We start from the raw sequence: 17,057 nt of genomic DNA, 5'->3' as shown, positions 1-17,057 counted from the left end.
CTCGACAATCACATAGCTGTCTTCGACATGCACCGGAAACGTCTCGGCCTCATACGGGCTCTTCTGCAATTCGTCGCCGCGTTCCACCGCAACCGGATATGACCGGATCTTGACCCGTCTTCTTCCACCCGGCCACGGTGAGCGGCGTCTTGAAGGCGAAGCGTGGATCGTCGAAATCCCAGTGCGGATAGTCCGACGAGAACAGGAGGCGATCGACGCCGAGCTCCGGCGAGGCGTGAAGCGCAAGACCGCGCGACGAAGCCAGGAGACATGCCTCGGATGCGCCTTCGCAACTGCAACACATGTTCCGTTGCCATGCCGCTCGCCCAGCACGTGACTAAAATTTCGCCTGTTGAATCCCGATCGGCCCGCTTAGCTTTCGCGCAGCCTATCTTCCCTCCGGAGCATCCCATGTCCCTCCTCATCCGCGGCGGCACCGTCGTCAATCATGATCATTCCCGCCGCGCCGACGTGCTGATCGAGGACGATACCATCGTCGCGGTCGGCGCATCGATCGCGGCACCGACCGGTTGCGAGACCATCGACGCCGGCGGCGCCTACATCATCCCGGGCGGTATCGATCCGCACACCCATCTCGAAATGCCGTTCATGGGCACCGTCACCGCCGACGATTTCGAATCCGGAACCAAGGCGGCACTGACCGGCGGCACCACCATGGTGGTGGATTTCTGCCTGCCCGATCCCGGCCAGTCGATGCTCGCGGCCTACCAGGAGTGGCGGCACAAATCCGAGAAGGCGGCGACCGACTACGGCTTCCACATGGCGGTGACATCGTGGTCGAAGCAGATCTATGACGAGATGGAGACCGTGGTCAAAACCTACGGCATCAACACCTTCAAGCACTTCATGGCCTACAAGGGCGCGTTGATGGTGAACGACGACGAGCTCTACAACTCGTTCGCGCGCTGCGCCCATCTCGGCGCCATGCCTGTCGTCCATGCGGAGAACGGCGACGTCGTCGCGCTGATGCAGGAGGCGCTGATCGCGCGCGGCGTCACCGGCCCCGAGGGCCACGCCTATTCTCGGCCGCCGGAGGTCGAGGGTGAAGCCACCAATCGCGCCATCATGATCGCGGACATGACGGGCACGCCGGTCTATATCGTGCACACGAGCTGCCGCGAGGCGCATGAGGCAATCGCGCGCGCGCGGGCCGCGGGAAAACGCGTCTACGGCGAGCCGCTGATCCAGCATCTGCTGCTCGATGAGCGTGAATATCAGAACAAGGACTGGGATCATTCCGCGCGGCGCGTGATGTCGCCGCCATTTCGCGACAAGTCACACCAGGACAGCCTGTGGGCTGGCCTGCAGTCCGGCTCGCTGCAGGTGGTAGCGACCGATCATTGTGCCTTCACCACCGAGCAGAAGCGCTTTGGGCTCGGCGACTTCAGGAAGATCCCGAACGGCACCGGCGGCCTGGAAGATCGCCTTGCGTTGCTGTGGACCGCGGGCGTCGCCACGGGGCGGCTGACGAAGGAGGAATTCGTCGCGGTGACTTCGGCGAACATCGCCCGCATCCTCAACATCTATCCGCGCAAGGGCGCGGTTGCAGTCGGCTCGGATGCCGACATCGTGGTGTGGGATCCCGAGGCGACGAAGACCATCAGCGCGAAGCGGCAGATGAGCCGGATCGACTACAACGTGTTCGAAGGCTTTGCCTGCACCGGCGGGCCCGCCGCCACGCTCTCGCGCGGCCGTATCGTGTGGAAGGATGGCGATCTGCGGGCCGAGGCGGGTGACGGACATTATGTCGAGCGGCCGGCCTTCTCGCCGGTGCATGTCGCCAATTCGACCTGGAAAGAGCTGACCGCCCCGCACGCAGTGCCACGCGGAGCGGTGACGCCGTAGCGATCAGGCCGCCTTGCCGGCCTGCAACCGGTCCAGCACCGGCAGCAGTTCGGACGGGTCGGGACGGTGCGTGTAGTCCGGGTTGACTTCCGCATAGGCAATGATGCCGTCGCGGCCAATGACGTAGCGCGCGGGCATCGGCAGCACCCAGGACGGATCGTCGTTGAACGTCGGCAGGTCGTTCTTGAACGATTTGTACAGCGCGACGAGATCGTCCGGCAGCGCGAAGCGGATGCCGAAGGCGTCGGCGACTTCGCTCCTGACGTCGCTCAGGATCGGGAAACCGAGCTTGTTCTCACGCTCCGACTTGCGGCTGTTCGGCGCGGTCTGCGGCGAGATCGCAACGAGGCTCGCGCCGCGCGCGGCGATCTCCGGCAAGGCCTCCTGAAGCGCTTGAAGCTCGAGGTTACAATACGGACACCAGACGCCACGATAGAACGACACGACCAGCGGTCCCCTTGCGAGCAGGTCGCGCAAGGACACCGGCTTGCCGTCTGGATCCTTCAGGGTGAACTCAGGCGCGGCGTCGCCGGCCCTCTTCGCACGCTGCGCCTGGCCGCTCGCGATCAGCTCGGCCGTGGCGCGGTGCATGGTGTCCAGCGCCTCCTTGGTCGGCTTGAGCGGGAAGCGACCGCCTTCGAAATCGGCTTTGAAAGCGTCGAGTTTGTCTTGCAGGGCCATGAGAAGCTCCATCGGTTGCTGTTGGCCCGCTTTATCTGGATCATTTGGAAACGAAGGGGTATATGGCCGTTATGGAGAACATTTATTTGGATTTCGAATGGGTGACCGATTGCAGGAATTGGCCGTTTTCGTTCGGGCGGCGGAGAGCGGTAGCTTTTCGAAGGCGGCGCGCGAGCTCGGCCTGTCGCAGCCCTCGGTGTCGCGCATCATCGGCGAATTGGAGACGCGGCTCGGTGTCAAGCTGCTCCTGCGGACCACACGCCGCATCACCGTCACCGACGCCGGCGCGCTATTCCTGACGCGTGCGCGCGAAGTGCTGGCCGATGCCGAGGATGCCGAGGACGCCGCGCGCGGCGTCGACTCGCTGCGCGGGACGTTGCGTATCACGATGCCGATCGTCTATGGCACGCGAAACGTCATTCCGCGCCTGCCGAAATTTCTTGGCGCACATCCCCTGCTGCGCATGGAGCTGTCCGTCGCCGACGAAAGGCAAAACCTGGTCGCGGAAGGTACCGACGTCGCCATTCGGCTTGGCCCGCTCAACGACTCCGGCTTTGGCGCACGGAAGCTTGCGACCCTGCCGCGCTTTCTCGTCGCGGCGCCATCCTATCTTGCGACGCGCGGCACGCCGAAGACACCGGCCGACCTCGCCTCGCATGACTGCATCTTCGGCCCAGGCCTGTTTGGCCGCACCACCTGGTCATTTACCCGCAACGGCACGGAGACCTCGGTCGATGTCCGCGGCCGCATCACCACCGATTCCGGCTCCGGCGTGTTCGCGAGCGTGCTGGCAGGGCTCGGCATCGCGATGACGTCACCGGTGATGGCTGGTCCCGAGATCGAGGCGGGCGCGCTGGTGCCGCTGTTGAAGAGCTACAGGCTCGTGCCAGTCGACGTGTATGCGGTGTTCCCGGCCGGTCCGCGTCCCTCGACCAAGGTGCGCGCACTGGTCGACTTCCTGGCCGAGGAGTTGAGATAGGCCGCGCACCACATGCGACACCTTGAACGTGCTGCCCGATCCCGGCGACGCGTTCTTCACGACCCGGAGCGATCACGGCGGCACCGGGATGGGGCTCGCGATCGCGCGCGCGGTAATGGCGAGCCATGGCGGCTCGATCGGGCTCAAGCCCTCTGAGGAGGGCGTAGCCTTCGAGCTTCAGTTTCCGGCCGCCTAGATCGCAAACACCCAGGCGGCGACGATGGTGCCGATGGTGACCAGACCAGCGATGGTCCAGCCGGCGGCATATTCCAGCTCAGGATGACCAGTGGCCCGCATGATCTCTGCCGGATCAGCGGTATGCTTCTCTGCCATGACAGCCTCGCACGTGTTTCCCCGTGTCATAGGTAAGTCGCATCAGCCGCAAAAAGGTTCCATCACGGACGCGCGAATAGCAAAAAGTCGAAAACAACCCCATGCACAGTAGACGGGACTTTTCCGGCACGGGCTGAAGGCCGCTGTGGCCGCCGCCGGCCATTCTTCGAAGAAGGTCGCGGCGTATCTGATCGCCCGGAAGGCAGCGAAGAAGAAGGCGGCCAAGAAGACAGCGAAGAAGGCCACCAGGAAGAAGGCCAGCTGAAGTCGGACACTCCTGCCCCGCACCGGGCGAGGTCTGCCGCGCCGGGCGAACCATGCACGCCGAGTTCGTCCGGCAGCCTCCAGAGCCTTCCCCAAGCCGGTCCATCTGTCATAGGCTGAGCGCGCCTTCGCGAACGCGAAGCCGTGACCTCGAGGAAAACGCCCATGAAACTCACGATCTCAGCCTGCCTCGCGGGTGCGATGCTCGTGGCCGGCGCCTCCCATGTCATGGGCGAATCCGGCGCCGCGCCTTCGAAAATCTCGGGCTCCACGGCGCTGGCGCTGGCGGGGGTGATCGCGCCGCTGTCGCCGATCCTGTCGGGCGCCGAGAAGAAGGCGGTGGCGATGCTGTTCGCCGCCAACGCCGACATCCCCTACAAGAAGCCGATCGTGGTGACCGCGGACAGGATCGTCTGCCGCACCAGCAATGTCGACATCACCTTGCGCAACTGCGAGGTCACGTTCGGCAAGAAGGTCAAGACCGTGAACGGATCCACGGCCAACGAGGTCTTCGCGACCGAGGCCCTCGCCGGCGTTCCGCCCGATGGCGCGGCGGGTTCGAATTTCGAGAGTCTGAGCAAGCTGAGCTGCACGATCGACCCCAATGCCATCAGGCAGAAGGACGGCAGCGGGGCGGATTGCACGTTCCAGCCGGCAAATTGAACCTGTTGAGATGGCGAACCAGGGGCGCCGTGAAATCGCCGCAAGATGAACCAACAACACGACGTCATAAGGCGAATTGAAAAGACAGGCCAAACCGGCGCAGCAATATGAAGCGCATAAGGCCGGCACCCACGATGATGAAGAATTGTCTCGCATTTTTGCTTGTTCTGACCGTGACGGCGGCCTCCGCGCATGGCCCGCGGCCGGTACGACTGACCGCGCCGCCCGATCTCGTCCAGGTCGGCCTCACCGATAGCGACACGACCGCCGGCGGCGTCGCGCGCCTGTGCGAACAGGTCACCTTCTCCCGCGGCCTGCGCTATGGCGACAGTGAGGCCAATGTGCTCGACGTCGCGACCAGCGAAACCACCAAGACGGACACGCCGCGGCCGGTGCTGCTGTTCGTGGCGGGCGACACGTTTACCGGCGACCGCGGCGCGCCGGACCTGTCCCGCGACATCCAGGACGAGGCGATGTGCTTTGCCGCGCGCAACGGCATGATCGGGGTGCGCGTGAACTACCGCCTCGCGCCGGCAGCGACCTGGCCGATGGGCGCAACCGACGTCGCAGCGGCGCTGTCCTGGATCCACGGCAACATCGACCTGTTCAACGGCGACGCCCGCGAGATCGTCGCGGTCGGCTATGGCACCGGCGCCTTCCATGTCGCGAGCCTGCTGGCGCATCCCGAACTCCAGGCCGACCGCGCCGATGTCGCGGCCGTCGTGCTGGTGTCCGGCATCTACCGCGCCGGCAAGGACGCCAGCGACAGCGAGAAGGCGTATTTCGGCACCGACGCCGCGCAATATGACAAGCGCTCGGTATTTCCCGGCATCCTCAATGTCGACGCACCGATCGTGCTGGCCTGGGCCGCCAACGATCCGGCGAACCTGGTCGCGCAGGGCGAGACCCTGAAGAAGACGCTCTGCGGCGCCGGCCACTGCCCGCGCACCACGGTGCTGCGAAGCCGCGACGGCATCGCGGCGGCGTTCGGGCTGGATGGATCGGGTGACAGCCTGGCCGAGCCTACGCTGCTGCTGGTGCATCAGCTGGAGGCGCGCGGGCTGCCGTAGCATATCGCTCCGCTCACGCGGGCTACGAATCCGGACCGCTACGATCAGTTTATCCCCGTCACCCTGAGGTGGCCGCTCCTTCAGCGGCCCTCGAAGGGCGACGGCCCGGCTCTGTCCGTTCGGTAGCAGCGGTGGCCGTTCATCCTTCGAGGCTCCGCCCGCGATGCGCCGCATCGCGCGCTTCGCACCTCAGGATGACGGAGTTAATGCCCTTAATTGGAACAGCATGTCAGGACGCTTGTCGCTTTCGTTTGAGCCCCAAGCCGCCCTCCTCAGCCACAGGATTGACAAACGCTTGACGTAGATCAACTCGCTTGGGTGCGAAACGAGCCGACTTCGTTGGGGGTCAACAACGACAAGGTGTCGAGCATGCGCGTCACCGGCAGACTGCTGTTTGCTTTGATCGCCGCGCTCGCCTCGCTCGGGGCGATGTCGCAGCAGCGTTCGGATCAGCCCGCGCCCGACACGGAAATCCGCATCGGCAACATCGTGCCCTATTCCGGGCCGCTCTCGGAATTCGGCGCGATCGGCAAGGCGGAGGCCGCTTATTTCGACATGGTCAACGATCGCGGCGGCATCAACGGCCGCAAGATCCGCTTCATCACCCGCGACGACAATTCCGACCCCGCGACCGCGCTCGACCTGACCCGCGATCTCGTCGAGAAGGACGACGTGCATCTGATGTTCGGATCGTTCGGCACACCCGGCAATCTCGCCACGCGCTGGTACCTGAACGAGAAGAAAATCCCGCAGCTGTTCGTTGCCTCCGGCGACGAGGAGCTGAGCCAGGCCAAGGCGTTTCCCTGGACCATGGGCTGGCAGCCGCCGTTCCGCTCGGAAGGGCGCATCTACGCCAATTACATCCAGGCCTATTATCCCAGGAAGAAGATCGTGGTGCTCTGGCAGAACGACCAGTTCGGCCGCATGCTCTACAAGGGCATCCAGGAAGGTCTTGGCGATCTGAACCGTCAGATCCTCGTCGACGTCGCCTTCGACATCGACGATGAGCATCTCGAAGGGCACGTCTCGATCCTCAAGCGCGCGGGCGCCGACATCTTCGTCTTTCTCGGCGTGCCGTCGACAGCGGCCAAGGTGATCCAGCTGGCGGCGTCGCTGAATTGGCATCCGGTCGTCATCGTCAACGACGCCTCCGCCTCGATCGCCAATGCGATGGCGCCCGCGGGCCTGGAGAATTCGGCCGGCGTGATCTCGGCGGCGTTCCTGAAGGATCCGAGCGATCCCGCATGGAAGGACGATCCCTCGATGAAGGACTGGTTCGCCTTCATGGACAAGTATCATCGGGTCGAAAGCACCAACAACAGCGCGGCGCTCTACGGCTACGCTGCGGCAGAAGCGCTGACCAAGGTGCTGAGGCAATGCGGCGACGACCTGTCGCGCGAGAACATCATGCGCCAGGCGGCGTCGCTGCGGGATTATCACCTATCCGTCGCGCTGCCCAATATCAGGATGAATACGTCACCCGACAGCTATCTGCCGATCAAGCAGATGCGGCTGGTCCAGTTCGACGGCCGCTCCTGGCAGCCGTTCGGCGCGGTGATCGAGACGGCGTTCACGGAGGGCGCGGCGCGGTGAGATCTTTCATGAGCACTTTTTGCTGAGCCACCCCTCTCCCCCGCAAGGCAGGGCTATCGCATGTGGCCGAGGAGCCAAAAAGAAAGGCATCGTTCCAGCCGGCGCGCTTGAGCTTGAGGCGCAAGGAGGTGGTGGTGTCGGGGTGAGCCCTGGCCACATTGAGGGCAAGTCTTCTGAGTACGGCAAGGTTGGCCGGACCGTTGTCCTTGCGGTTGCGGGCCTCGTCGCTCCGCACAACGTCGCCATCAGCGCAATGAACAAAAGCTCTGTCAGATCATGTAGCGCATTGTCCGCCCGCGGGTCAGGCAGGTCTTCGAAGCACTCCGAGAATCGATCCATCGGCCGCTCCTGCCAATTCAGGAGCCTCCTTCAGAATCGATTTCTGTCCAAATCGCAATGCCTTACAGAGAACGCTCACATGCGATTCCCCTGCCCGCAAGGGGGGAGGGAGCGTAGCGTGCCGTGCGGTGACATCTTTTCGTTCCATGACGAATGTTTAAGATCGGGCATGAACCTGCTTTCACTCCGCCGGGAGATCCCATGACCGAGACCATCCGCATCAAGCGCTTCATCGCGCGCCCCGTGATCGTGCCGATGAATTTGCCGCTCCAGACCTCAACCGGCGCGGTCGCGAAAGCGCCGCTGGTGCTGATCGATTGCGAGACCGACCAGGGCGCCGTGGGGCACGCCTATCTGTTCTCGATCACGCCTTCGGCCTTGAAGCCGCTGACCGCGATGGTCACGGAAATGTCAGAGCTGCTCGCCGGCGACGAACTGCTGCCGTTCGAGATCGAACGCAAGCTGACCCAGCGCTTCACGCTGCTGGGGCTCGCCGGCCTGCAGCGGCTGGCGCAGTCCGGCATCGACATGGCGGCGTGGGATGCGCTGGCCCGTAGCAAAGGCCTGCCGCTCGCCCGCCTGCTCGGCGGCGCGCCGAAACCAGTGAAGGCTTACAACTCGAAAGGTCTCGGGATCATGCCCGCGGGCGCCGCGGTGGAGGAAGCCCACAAGCTGCTGGCGGAAGGTTTTCACGCCGCAAAAATCCGCGTCGGCCGGCCCGAGGCGCGCGACGATCTCGCCGTCGTGCGCGCGGTGCGCAAGGCGGTCGGCGACGAGGTGACGCTGATGTGCGACTACAATCAGGCGCTGACGGTGACAGAGGCGGTCCGCCGCGGCGAGATGCTCGATGACGAAGGCCTGATCTGGATCGAGGAGCCGATCCGCCACGACGACTATGAGGGCTGCGCCCGGATCGCGGACGCACTGCGCACACCGGTCCAGATCGGCGAGAATTTTGACAGCGCGTTTTCGATGCAGACCGCGCTCTCCGCCGAGGCCTGCGACTACGTGATGCCCGACGTCCAACGCATCGGCGGCGTCACCGGCTGGATGCGCGCAGCGTCACTGGCGCATGCCGCCGGCATCGAGATGTCGACGCACCTGTTCTCGGAAGTCAGCGCGCATCTGCTCTGCGTGACGCCGACCGCGCATTGGCTGGAATATGTCGACTGGGCCGACGCTGTGCTGGCCACGCGGTTGAAGATCAAGGATGGCTTTGCGTTGCCGGGCGAGGAGCCCGGCAACGGGATTGCGTGGGATGAGGCGGCGGTGAAGACGTATCTGGTGGGGTGAGCGCACTCACTCGCCCCGCTTACGAAGAGGGGGCGAAATGCATCCACATCGTCGTTGCGAGCGCAGCGAAGCAATCCAGGATCTTTCCGCGTTAACAGACTGGATTGCTTCGCTGCGCTCGCAATGACGGAGAATGAGGACTCTCCACCTATCCAACTCTCACCGTGATCGCGGAGGCAGCCCCTCACCCCGACCCTCTCCCCGTAAGAACGGGGCGAGGGAGCGCAGCTACCGAGCGGCCGCGTTCAGGTCCATGGTCTCGAGCAGGCTGTTCTGGCGCCAGTCGATGAAGGCGTCCTTGAGGCGGTTGATCTCGCCGGCGTGCTCGGCCGCGCCCCAGAGATTGTGCTGCTCGAGCGGGTCGCTCGCGAGATCGAACAGCTGGCCGTCCTCGGCGCCGTGGATGAACACCACCTTCCAACGATCATCGCGCACCATGGTGATCAGCCGGGCTCCCGTCATGGCGACGTCGCCGGCCTGCTCGGAGAACACGAAGTCGCGGCCGGTCCAGTCCTCGCCTTTCAGTGCCAGCAGCAGGCTGCGGGCCTGGAACGGTTTTGGATGCTCGGCGCCGGCGAGATCGAGAATGGTGGGCGCAAGATCAAACAGCTGGCACTTTTCGCGAATGCGGCGGCGGCCGGAGAACAGGCTCGGCGACCAGAACAGCAGCGGGATGCGCGTCACGGGCTCGTACATCGACCATTTCTGGCTCAGCCCGTGCTCGCCGAGATTGTCGCCATGGTCCGACATGAAGATCACGACGCAATTGTCGAGATAGCCCTTGTTCTCCAGCGTCGTCAGCAGGCGGCCGACCTGCTCGTCGATCATGGTGACGTTGGCATAGTAGTGCGCGCGCAGGCGGCGCATCTCTTCATGCGTTGGCTTAAGCTTCCATGACACGGCGTCGTGGTCGACCTCGGTGTCGTGGCGGCGCTTCTCTTTCAGATAGGCCGGCAGGCCCTCGATCTCGGCCTCGGTCGGCTGCGGCACCGGAAGGTCGTTGCGGGCGAGGTAATGCTCGAGATATTCCGGCAACGGATCATAGGGCGGATGCGGGCCGGGCAGGCCGATCTGCATGAACAGCGCCTCCGGCCTGGGGCGCGTCTCCAGCCACCACATCGCGGTCTCCGCGACGAAGATGTCCGGATGCAGCGACTTCGGCATCTCCCAGGTGAAGGCGCCCATGCGGTCGCCGTAATCCGGCAAACTGCGATAGCCGGCGCGCGATGGCTTTGTCAGCTTGTGCGCGGCAAAGGCCTTGTCGAGCTCGTCGGCGAACCAGCGCCCCTCGAAGAAGCGATCCTTGTTCTCGACCACGAAACGTTCGTGAAAGCCGGCCTTGGCGTCATAGGGGATGGTGTGCATCTTGCCGACATTGACGCAGTGATAGCCGGCTTCGCCGAGATTGCTGACCCACGTCTTCTGCCAGTGCTGGCCGTTCTTCAGCACGCCCGAGGCATGCGGATAGAGACCGGAGAACAGCGCCGCGCGCGAGGGTACGCAGCTCGGCGCGTTGATGAAGCAATTGTCGAAATAGACGCCCTCGCGCACCAGACGATCGAGATTCGGCGTCTTCATGTAGGGGTGGCCCGTCGCCGCGATCGTGTCGAAGCGCTGCTGGTCGGTCATGACCAGGATGATGTGGGGCTTTGTCACGATTGCTTTGTCCTACGCGGCGTTGACTGAAGAGAAAATATGTCTGACATAATAATTCTTGTCAAACCGGATCGGATTTGATTATCCTCAGGCAAAGGCGCCATTAATGCGTATTTCTCTGCTGACTTCGTAATAAATCAGACATTATATTCCGCCAGACCGGGGGCAACGTGGCAAAATCGGCTAGCAAGGACAGCCCGCAATCGATCGCCCGCGAAGTGGCGCGGCTGATCCTGACCGGCGTGTGGCGCGAGGGCACGACCTTGCCGCGCGAGATCGAGCTTGCGTCCCGCTTCGATGTCAGCCGCGCCTCCCTTCGTGAGGCGCTGTCGCTGCTGAAAGCGAAAGGGCTGCTTGCCTCGAAGCAGAAGGCCGGCACCCATGTGCGGGCGCGCTTCGACTGGAACATGCTCGACGAGGAGCTGCTGAACTGGACGCTTGCGGCGCTGCCGACGCAGGAATTCGCCAAGCAGATCCTGGAGGTCCGCCGCATCGTCGAGCCGGAGGCCTGCGCCATCTGCGCGGTGCGCGGCACGGACGAGGATTTTGCCAGGATCGAGCGCGCCTATCGCGGCATGGATGCGGCCGGCATGGACCGCGTCGCCTATGCCGAGCCGGACCTGCAATTCCACCGCGGCATTCTCATCGCCACCGGCAACGATTTCCTGATCGCCTTCGGTGCGACGGTCGCAGCCGCCTTGCGGATGTCGTTCGACCTGTCGAGCACAAATCCCGGCGCGCCGCGCAAGAGCTTGTCCTATCACCGCGCCGTGCTCGACGAGATCTGGGCGCGCAATGCCGACGGCGCGCGCCAGGCCATGCACAAGCTGATGGATCTCACCGAACAGAACATTGTCACCGCCATGGCGCGTCAGAAGAAGAAAGCCGAGGACGAGACCATCCGTACCAAGCGGGCGCGTTGAACCGACAAAAATAGTATTGAGGGAGGACGTCATGAAGAATGAATCGCGCGTGAGCTCGATCACCCGTCGCAAACTGCTGAAAGCAAGCGCTGCAGGCGCGGCGCTTGCGGCATTCCCGGCGCCGCTGATCGCCCAGACAAAGCCGTTCGCCGGCGTGACGCTGCACGGCGCCTCGTTCCAGCACCGCTTCTTCACGTTGCTGCAAAAGTACATCCCCGAGTTCGAGGAAAAGACCGGCATGAAGGTCGACCTCCAGCTCTCGGCGCTGCCGGTCTACAACCAGCAGGCCAATCTCGAACTGTCCTCGGGCGGCTCGGCCTACGACTTCGTCAACGTCACTTTCACGCTCGCGACCCGCTGGATCACGGCAGGCCTGCTCGCCAATCTCGACGAATTCACGGGCGATGCCAATCTGACGCCGGCCGAGTGGAATCCTAGGGATTTCGTCGACGGTGCGCAGGTGCCCTATCGCGACGCCAAGGGCGCCACTTACGGCTATTCCTGGGAGGGCGGCGCGATGCTGATGGGTCTGTCGCGCATGGACCTGATGGAGAAGAAGGGGCTGAAGATCCCAAAGACCTTCGCCGAACTTCAGCAGGTCTGCGCCGAGATCAACGGCACCGACGGTGTCAACGGCATGGTGTCGTGGTTTCTCCATAACTGGAATCTGCCGCCTTACATCCAGGGCTTTGGCGGCAACATTTTCAAGAACCCGCCCGGCGACGTCATGCCGGCGCTGAATACGCCCGAGGCGATTCAGGGCGTCGAGTTCTATGCGAACCTGCTGAAGAGCGCGCCGAAGGGCGTTCTGACCTACACCGAGGACCAGGCGCGCCAGTCGATGCTGACCGGCCGCTCCAACATCTTCATCCACTCCAGCGCCTGGGTGACGCCGATCCTGCTCTCCGACGAGAGCAAGGTGAAGGACACCTCGCGCGTGGTGCGCTCGCCCGCAGGTCCCGTGCACGACTATCCGGCGTCGAACAGCCAGGGCCTCGGCATTCCCAAGAATGCCAAGAACCAGAAGGCGGCGTGGGAATTCATCAAATGGGCGCTCAGCCCCGAGATCTCGATGAAGCTCGTGAAGGAGCACGGCCACTCCTCGATCTGCCGGCGCTCGATCATCACCAGCGACGACTATCGCAAGCTCAACACGGTGAACGGCCAGGATCTCGGCGCGCTCTATCTCGAGGTGCTGGAGTTGCCTGGCAAGGGCGAGAACTACATGGCCTATCGCACGTCGAAGGAGTTCCCGATCGTCGGCGACGTCCTCAACAAGGCGTTCGAGCAGGTCGCCACCGGCCAGCTGCCCGCCAAGGACGCCATGAACGCAGCGCAGGACCAGGCCATTGCCGCACTCCGCCGCGCCGGGACAAAACTTTGAGCGAGAGCGGAATTGGCCGAGAGCGGAATTGACTTGGAGCGCCGCAGGTTCATCGCCTTCGCGCTCACACCGAGCCTGATCGTGCTGTTCGCGGTCGCCGTGCTGCCGGCGATCTATCTCGTCGTGACCAGCCTGACGCCGTTTCAACTGACGACGCCGGGCTCGGCCACCGATTTCAGCGAGCCGCTCCGCAACTATCGCCTGTTGCCGGGCGATCCCCGCTTCGTCAACTCGCTGGCCGTGCAGGCCAAGCTGTCGGTCGCGAGCGTGCTGTTCCAGGTGCTACTCGGCATGCTGCTCGCGCTGCTGCTGAACGTGCCGTCGCGCTTCGTCGAATTCGCGCGCACCTTCTTCCTGATCCCGATGGTGCTGCCGCCGATCGTGGTCGCGGTGATCTGGAAGCTGATCTACGCGCCCGACATCAGCCCGCTCTATTACGCAGCGCAAGCGCTGCACATAACCCTGCCGGCGCTGACCTCCAGCGTCGATTTCGCGCTCACCTCGATCGTCATCGCCGACACCTGGGAATGGCTGCCCTTCACCTTCCTGATGGTGCTGGCAGCGCTTCAGACCATTCCCGACGAATATTCGGAAGCGGCCCTCGTTGACGGCGCCAACAAGCTGCAGATCTTCTGGTACGTGACGCTGCCTTTCATCACGCCGATCCTGGTCATTTCAGGCATGTTCCGCCTGATCGACAGCGTGAAGGCGTTCCCGCTGATCTTCCTGTTGACCGGCGGCGGCCCCGGCACGCTCACCGAGGTCACGAACTACTACGCCTACCTCCTCGCCTTCGACACCAACGAGATCGGCTATTCCAGCGCGGTCACCGTGGTGATGCTGCTTCTGGTCTGCGGCATCAGCTTAGGGTTGGTCTGGATGGGCCGGCGCAAGGAGGCACTGGCATGAGCGAATCGTCCCTGCGCAAGGCTACGCCGGGACGGCTGGTCGCGATCACGGTCACACTGCTGATCCTGCTGTCGCCGTTCCTCTGGCTGTTGCAGATGAGCTTCAAGTCCAACGACCAGATCCTGCAATTCCCGCCGCCGCTGATCTTCACGCCGACGCTGGAGAATTACGTCTCGCTCTGGCACAGCGCGTTCTCGGCGTCCTTCGTCAACAGCCTGTTGAGCGCCTCGCTCTCGACCGCACTGGCGCTGCTGTTCGGCGTGCCTGCGGCCTACGCGCTGTCGCGCTGGGCCGGGCGCGGCAAGCATGCGCTCTCCTTTGCGATCCTGGTGACGCGCATGGCGCCGCCGATCGCGTTCACGATTCCCTTCTTCCTGTTCTACCGCTGGATCGGGCTGCTCGACACCATCACCGGCCTGGTGCTGGTCTACACCAGCTTCAACCTGCCGCTGGTGATCTGGATGATGCAGCCGTTCTTCGACACGATTCCGGTCTCGCTGGAGGAAGCGGCGCTGGTCGACGGCGCGCGGACGCGCACGGTGTTCACCAAGATCGTGCTGCCGATGGTGACGCCCGGCATCGCCGCGACCGCGATCCTGTGCTTCCTCTATGCCTGGAACGACTTCTTCTTCGCGCTGATCCTGACCCGCACCAATGCGCGCACTGCGCCGGTTGCCGTGGTCAATTTCATGAACTACGAAGGCTGGGAATGGGGCAAGATCGCCGCCGGCGGCTCGCTGGTGATGGCGCCGGTGCTGATCTTCTCGCTCGCGGTACGCCGCTATCTCGTCTCCGGGCTCACGGCCGGCGCCGTCAAAGGCTGACATCATGAAATTTCCGACCGGCGCCTCGCGCACCGTCTTCATCTTTGCCCACCCGGCAGGCCACGTCGCCGCGCCGCGTTACTACACGCCCTATTTCGAAGAGCAGGGCCTCGACTGGCACATGGTGGCGATGGACGTGGCGCCGAAGCATCTTGCGGAGACGATCCGTGCATTGGCGAAATCGCCGAGCACCGCCGGCTTCAACCTGACCATGCCGCACAAGCCGGCCGCGTTCGAGCTCTGCGAAGAGGTCGGAGCTGCCGCCAGGTTCGAAGGCGTGGTCAACACGATTCGCATCGAGACGGGCGGAAAGCTCGTCGGCGAATCCTTCGACGGCGGCGGCTTCCTGAACGCTGCACGCGAAGCCGGCATTTTCGATTCCCGCCGCCGCGCCGTGGTGATCGGCGCGGGCGGCGCCGGCCGCGCGATCTGCCATGCGCTGGCGGCAGGCGGATTGAAGCGCCTGCGCATCCTCAACGAGGTGGCCGGTCCGGTCGAGGCGCTCGCGGCAAAGCTGCGTGGGCAATTCCCTGATCTCGACATCGACCTCGAGGCGCGCTTCGATGATGCCGGTCTCTGCGTGAATGCGACTTCGCTCGGCCTGCAAGCGAGCGACGCACTGCCGATGGACCCGGCCAAGCTGCCGAAAGACTGCGCGGTGTTCGACATCATCGCGGCCCGGCACACCGAATTCATGGAGGCTTGCGCCGCGCGCGGGCTGAAGGTCGTCGATGGTGTCGCGATGATCCGGCAGCAGCTGCCGCTGCAGACGGCGTTCTGGCGAGGTGTTCCGTCGTCCTGAGTTCTATTGCGTCGTCATTGCGAGGAGCTCTTGCGACGAAGCAATCCAGACTGCGTCCGCAGAGGGACTCTGGATTGCTTCGCTACGCTCGCAATGACGGAATGTGGAGTGGCAACGCGACTGACTGTCCTCGCTACCACACCTCCGCGCCGGGGATCTTCTTGCGCACCGCCATGCGCTGGATCCAGATGCAGCGGCGGACGGACCGATTGGAGCGCCCGACCGCGGAGATCCCCTCGCCGGCCTGAAGCAGCGGCGCCACGCTCTCGCGCACTGCGCGACAGCGCTGTAGCTCTGCCTGCCAGTCGATGATCGCCGCATGGGCGCTCGATGCCATCAGCGCCAGAGCCGCCACGGCCAAACAAATCGTTCGCATCATTCACTTTCCCTTCCCTTGGATCCGTCTGCGACGCGACGGTAGCGGAAGTTGCAATGATCGGCGCCTTGCATGATGGTCTGCGTCCGCGTGAACCTGATGTCGGGGCCGAACCCTTCGGCAGTCGCAAAGTCGGCGGCGCTGATCATGAGAAAGCCGAGCCCCGGCTCGCCCAGCGCCTTGTAGAACCCGGCAATAGGCGCACCGCTTCACATCGAAAGCGAATGTATCCTGCGTCTGCTCGATCACGTCATAGGAAAGCGCATCGTCGCGCGCGTAGGTCTTGCGCTTCGCTCCATCCGGGCTACCCACTGCTCCAGGGAGGCGGAGCAAGATGCTCCAGTCCGTCTACGCTCTTCGAGCTACGCCGGACACGCTTCGCATCGAGATTAGTGGATCATCGCTTGCCGAACCGAAGCTCGCGGCGGCAGCCCGCCTGCGCCCCTTTGGGCTTCGGCGCGGCATCCTTCTCTCTGCTATCGCGAGCGAAGGATGGTGGGCACGACAGGGATCGAACCTGTGACCCCTACCATGTCAAGGTAGTGCTCTCCCGCTGAGCTACGTGCCCTAATAGTCCACTTACGTCGGGTGGGGTCCCTATAACGGCTCGGGGGAGCCGGTGCAAGGACGGAAGGGGGCCAATTTAGGCCGCCAGCATCTTGTTCACTTCGCTCACCAATTCGCGCAGGTGAACGGGTTTCGACAGCACCTTGGCGTTCTTGGGGGCGTCCGAATCCGAGTTCAGGGCGACCGCGGCGAAGCCGGTGATGAACATGATCTTGATGTCGGGGTCGAGTTCCGAGGCGCGGCGGGCCAGCTCGATACCGTCCATCTCCGGCATCACGATGTCGGTCAGGAGCATCTCGAACGGCTCTTCCCGCAACCGCTGATAGGCGGCCATGCCGTTGTCATGGGACGAGACCTGAAAACCGGCGTTTTCCAGCGCCTTGACCAGGAAACGGCGCATGTCGTTGTCGTCTTCGGCGAGCAGGATTTTTGGCATGGCAGGAACGTCGAATCCCCAAAGGATATGCAGAGGTCACTAAGCCCGACAGAGGGTAAATTTCGGGTGAAAATCTTTACCATGGGCCCGACCGGCGCC

Annotated in this window: 17 protein-coding genes, 1 tRNA gene and 3 pseudogenes; 12 read left to right on the top strand and 9 right to left on the bottom strand. The window is 63.8% G+C overall.

Annotation, left to right across the window (positions count from 1 at the left end; genetic code table 11):
• Positions 1–411: 411 nt before the first annotated feature.
• Positions 412–1,866, top strand: coding sequence for a dihydropyrimidinase (hydA, locus tag ACLFLU_RS05955; RefSeq protein WP_426411390.1), 1,455 nt, complete (start codon positions 412–414; stop codon positions 1,864–1,866).
• A 3-nt stretch (positions 1,867–1,869) separates the two neighbouring features.
• Here the strand turns inward: hydA and ACLFLU_RS05950 are convergent, their stop codons facing one another.
• The gene (locus ACLFLU_RS05950) at positions 1,870–2,547 is read right to left on the bottom strand and encodes a peroxiredoxin-like family protein (RefSeq protein ID WP_426411389.1); all 678 of its coding nucleotides are present in this window, start codon (positions 2,545–2,547) and stop codon (positions 1,870–1,872) included.
• Positions 2,548–2,644: 97 nt separating this feature from the next.
• On the opposite strand from ACLFLU_RS05950, the gene ACLFLU_RS05945 reads away from it, so the two are divergent.
• Both ACLFLU_RS05945 and ACLFLU_RS05940 read left to right on the top strand, forming a co-directional pair.
• Positions 2,645–3,526 (top strand): LysR family transcriptional regulator, encoded by an 882-nt coding sequence (locus ACLFLU_RS05945; RefSeq protein WP_426411388.1) that lies wholly within the window; start codon positions 2,645–2,647, stop codon positions 3,524–3,526.
• A gap of 46 nt (positions 3,527–3,572) precedes the next feature.
• Positions 3,573–3,722, top strand: a pseudogene (locus ACLFLU_RS05940) (ATP-binding protein); the annotation flags it as partial.
• On the opposite strand, the gene ACLFLU_RS05935 reads toward ACLFLU_RS05940, so the two are convergent.
• Positions 3,719–3,859 carry a hypothetical protein gene (locus tag ACLFLU_RS05935; RefSeq protein WP_007597071.1) on the bottom strand — a complete coding sequence of 47 codons (141 nt, stop codon included), beginning with the start codon at positions 3,857–3,859 and terminating at the stop codon, positions 3,719–3,721. The pseudogene ACLFLU_RS05940 and the gene ACLFLU_RS05935 sit on opposite strands and share 4 nt — an antisense overlap.
• A gap of 429 nt (positions 3,860–4,288) precedes the next feature.
• On the opposite strand from ACLFLU_RS05935, the gene ACLFLU_RS05930 reads away from it, so the two are divergent.
• The 3 genes from ACLFLU_RS05930 to ACLFLU_RS05920 all read left to right on the top strand — a co-directional run bounded on the left by ACLFLU_RS05930 (position 4,289) and on the right by ACLFLU_RS05920 (position 7,449).
• On the top strand, positions 4,289–4,786 hold the full coding sequence (locus ACLFLU_RS05930) for a hypothetical protein (protein ID WP_426411387.1): 498 nt from the start codon (positions 4,289–4,291) through the stop codon (positions 4,784–4,786).
• Positions 4,787–4,923: 137 nt separating this feature from the next.
• A complete protein-coding gene (locus tag ACLFLU_RS05925) occupies positions 4,924–5,856 on the top strand; it encodes an alpha/beta hydrolase (RefSeq protein WP_426413913.1) in 933 nt (310 codons plus the stop codon).
• A 369-nt stretch (positions 5,857–6,225) separates the two neighbouring features.
• Positions 6,226–7,449 (top strand): ABC transporter substrate-binding protein, encoded by a 1,224-nt coding sequence (locus ACLFLU_RS05920; protein ID WP_426411386.1) that lies wholly within the window; start codon positions 6,226–6,228, stop codon positions 7,447–7,449.
• A gap of 53 nt (positions 7,450–7,502) precedes the next feature.
• Here the strand turns inward: ACLFLU_RS05920 and ACLFLU_RS05915 are convergent.
• A pseudogene (locus tag ACLFLU_RS05915) lies at positions 7,503–7,681 on the bottom strand (ISAs1 family transposase); the annotation flags it as partial.
• Positions 7,675–7,788 (bottom strand): annotated as a pseudogene (locus ACLFLU_RS05910) (transposase family protein); the annotation flags it as partial. The pseudogenes ACLFLU_RS05910 and ACLFLU_RS05915, both read right to left, overlap by 7 nt.
• A gap of 201 nt (positions 7,789–7,989) precedes the next feature.
• On the opposite strand from ACLFLU_RS05910, the gene ACLFLU_RS05905 reads away from it, so the two are divergent.
• Positions 7,990–9,081, top strand: coding sequence for an enolase C-terminal domain-like protein (locus tag ACLFLU_RS05905; RefSeq protein ID WP_426411385.1), 1,092 nt, complete (start codon positions 7,990–7,992; stop codon positions 9,079–9,081).
• Positions 9,082–9,309: 228 nt separating this feature from the next.
• Here ACLFLU_RS05905 and ACLFLU_RS05900 read toward each other — a convergent pair whose 3' ends face one another.
• The gene (locus ACLFLU_RS05900; RefSeq protein WP_426411384.1) at positions 9,310–10,737 is read right to left on the bottom strand and encodes a sulfatase family protein; all 1,428 of its coding nucleotides are present in this window, start codon (positions 10,735–10,737) and stop codon (positions 9,310–9,312) included.
• Positions 10,738–10,907: 170 nt separating this feature from the next.
• Here ACLFLU_RS05900 and ACLFLU_RS05895 point away from each other — a divergent pair, with 170 nt between their 5' ends.
• From ACLFLU_RS05895 to ACLFLU_RS05875, 5 genes are read left to right on the top strand one after another with little or no spacing between them, the layout of a single operon-like run.
• A complete protein-coding gene (locus ACLFLU_RS05895) occupies positions 10,908–11,660 on the top strand; it encodes a FadR/GntR family transcriptional regulator (RefSeq protein ID WP_426411383.1) in 753 nt (250 codons plus the stop codon).
• Between the two features lie 31 nt (positions 11,661–11,691).
• Positions 11,692–13,044, top strand: a complete 1,353-nt coding sequence (locus tag ACLFLU_RS05890; protein ID WP_426411382.1) for an ABC transporter substrate-binding protein — start codon at positions 11,692–11,694, stop codon at positions 13,042–13,044.
• A gap of 33 nt (positions 13,045–13,077) precedes the next feature.
• Positions 13,078–13,953, top strand: a complete 876-nt coding sequence (locus ACLFLU_RS05885) for a carbohydrate ABC transporter permease (protein WP_426411381.1) — start codon at positions 13,078–13,080, stop codon at positions 13,951–13,953.
• Positions 13,950–14,777, top strand: a complete 828-nt coding sequence (locus ACLFLU_RS05880) for a carbohydrate ABC transporter permease (protein ID WP_426411380.1) — start codon at positions 13,950–13,952, stop codon at positions 14,775–14,777. The genes ACLFLU_RS05885 and ACLFLU_RS05880 overlap by 4 nt, the downstream gene beginning before the upstream one ends.
• 4 nt (positions 14,778–14,781) lie before the next feature.
• Complete coding sequence (locus ACLFLU_RS05875; protein ID WP_426411379.1) at positions 14,782–15,579, top strand: shikimate dehydrogenase family protein; 798 nt, start codon at positions 14,782–14,784, stop codon at positions 15,577–15,579.
• A gap of 133 nt (positions 15,580–15,712) precedes the next feature.
• Here ACLFLU_RS05875 and ACLFLU_RS05870 read toward each other — a convergent pair whose 3' ends face one another.
• From ACLFLU_RS05870 to cpdR, 4 genes are all read right to left on the bottom strand, one after another.
• Complete coding sequence (locus ACLFLU_RS05870; protein ID WP_426411378.1) at positions 15,713–15,958, bottom strand: hypothetical protein; 246 nt, start codon at positions 15,956–15,958, stop codon at positions 15,713–15,715.
• Complete coding sequence (locus ACLFLU_RS05865; protein ID WP_426411377.1) at positions 15,955–16,104, bottom strand: L-2-amino-thiazoline-4-carboxylic acid hydrolase; 150 nt, start codon at positions 16,102–16,104, stop codon at positions 15,955–15,957. Before ACLFLU_RS05865 ends, ACLFLU_RS05870 begins: the two co-directional genes overlap by 4 nt.
• Before the next feature lie 344 nt (positions 16,105–16,448).
• Positions 16,449–16,523: transfer RNA gene (locus ACLFLU_RS05860), tRNA-Val, on the bottom strand.
• A 75-nt stretch (positions 16,524–16,598) separates the two neighbouring features.
• Entirely contained in the window at positions 16,599–16,958 is a 360-nt protein-coding gene (cpdR, locus tag ACLFLU_RS05855) for a cell cycle two-component system response regulator CpdR (RefSeq protein WP_007597092.1), read from the bottom strand.
• Positions 16,959–17,057 lie beyond the last annotated feature (99 nt).

The sequence above is a fragment of the Bradyrhizobium ganzhouense genome (assembly GCF_049949285.1).
GTDB lineage: Bacteria > Pseudomonadota > Alphaproteobacteria > Rhizobiales > Xanthobacteraceae > Bradyrhizobium > Bradyrhizobium ganzhouense.
This window is presented reverse-complemented; position numbering and strand designations above follow the sequence as displayed.

Bases quoted from the DNA above. Each gene is read 5' to 3' on its own strand.
- ACLFLU_RS05880 (WP_426411380.1), top strand. From the start codon at position 13,950: ATGAGCGAATCGTCCCTGCGCAAGGCTACGCCGGGACGGCTGGTCGCG.
- ACLFLU_RS05935 (WP_007597071.1), bottom strand. From the start codon at position 3,859: ATGGCAGAGAAGCATACCGCTGATCCGGCAGAGATCATGCGGGCCACT.
- ACLFLU_RS05945 (WP_426411388.1), top strand. From the start codon at position 2,645: ATGGGTGACCGATTGCAGGAATTGGCCGTTTTCGTTCGGGCGGCGGAG.
- ACLFLU_RS05925 (WP_426413913.1), top strand. From the start codon at position 4,924: ATGAAGAATTGTCTCGCATTTTTGCTTGTTCTGACCGTGACGGCGGCC.
- ACLFLU_RS05870 (WP_426411378.1), bottom strand. From the start codon at position 15,958: ATGATGCGAACGATTTGTTTGGCCGTGGCGGCTCTGGCGCTGATGGCA.
- ACLFLU_RS05890 (WP_426411382.1), top strand. From the start codon at position 11,692: ATGAAGAATGAATCGCGCGTGAGCTCGATCACCCGTCGCAAACTGCTG.
- cpdR (WP_007597092.1), bottom strand. From the start codon at position 16,958: ATGCCAAAAATCCTGCTCGCCGAAGACGACAACGACATGCGCCGTTTC.
- ACLFLU_RS05930 (WP_426411387.1), top strand. From the start codon at position 4,289: ATGAAACTCACGATCTCAGCCTGCCTCGCGGGTGCGATGCTCGTGGCC.
- ACLFLU_RS05865 (WP_426411377.1), bottom strand. From the start codon at position 16,104: ATGATCAGCGCCGCCGACTTTGCGACTGCCGAAGGGTTCGGCCCCGAC.
- ACLFLU_RS05905 (WP_426411385.1), top strand. From the start codon at position 7,990: ATGACCGAGACCATCCGCATCAAGCGCTTCATCGCGCGCCCCGTGATC.
- ACLFLU_RS05875 (WP_426411379.1), top strand. From the start codon at position 14,782: ATGAAATTTCCGACCGGCGCCTCGCGCACCGTCTTCATCTTTGCCCAC.
- ACLFLU_RS05950 (WP_426411389.1), bottom strand. From the start codon at position 2,547: ATGGCCCTGCAAGACAAACTCGACGCTTTCAAAGCCGATTTCGAAGGC.
- hydA (WP_426411390.1), top strand. From the start codon at position 412: ATGTCCCTCCTCATCCGCGGCGGCACCGTCGTCAATCATGATCATTCC.
- ACLFLU_RS05920 (WP_426411386.1), top strand. From the start codon at position 6,226: ATGCGCGTCACCGGCAGACTGCTGTTTGCTTTGATCGCCGCGCTCGCC.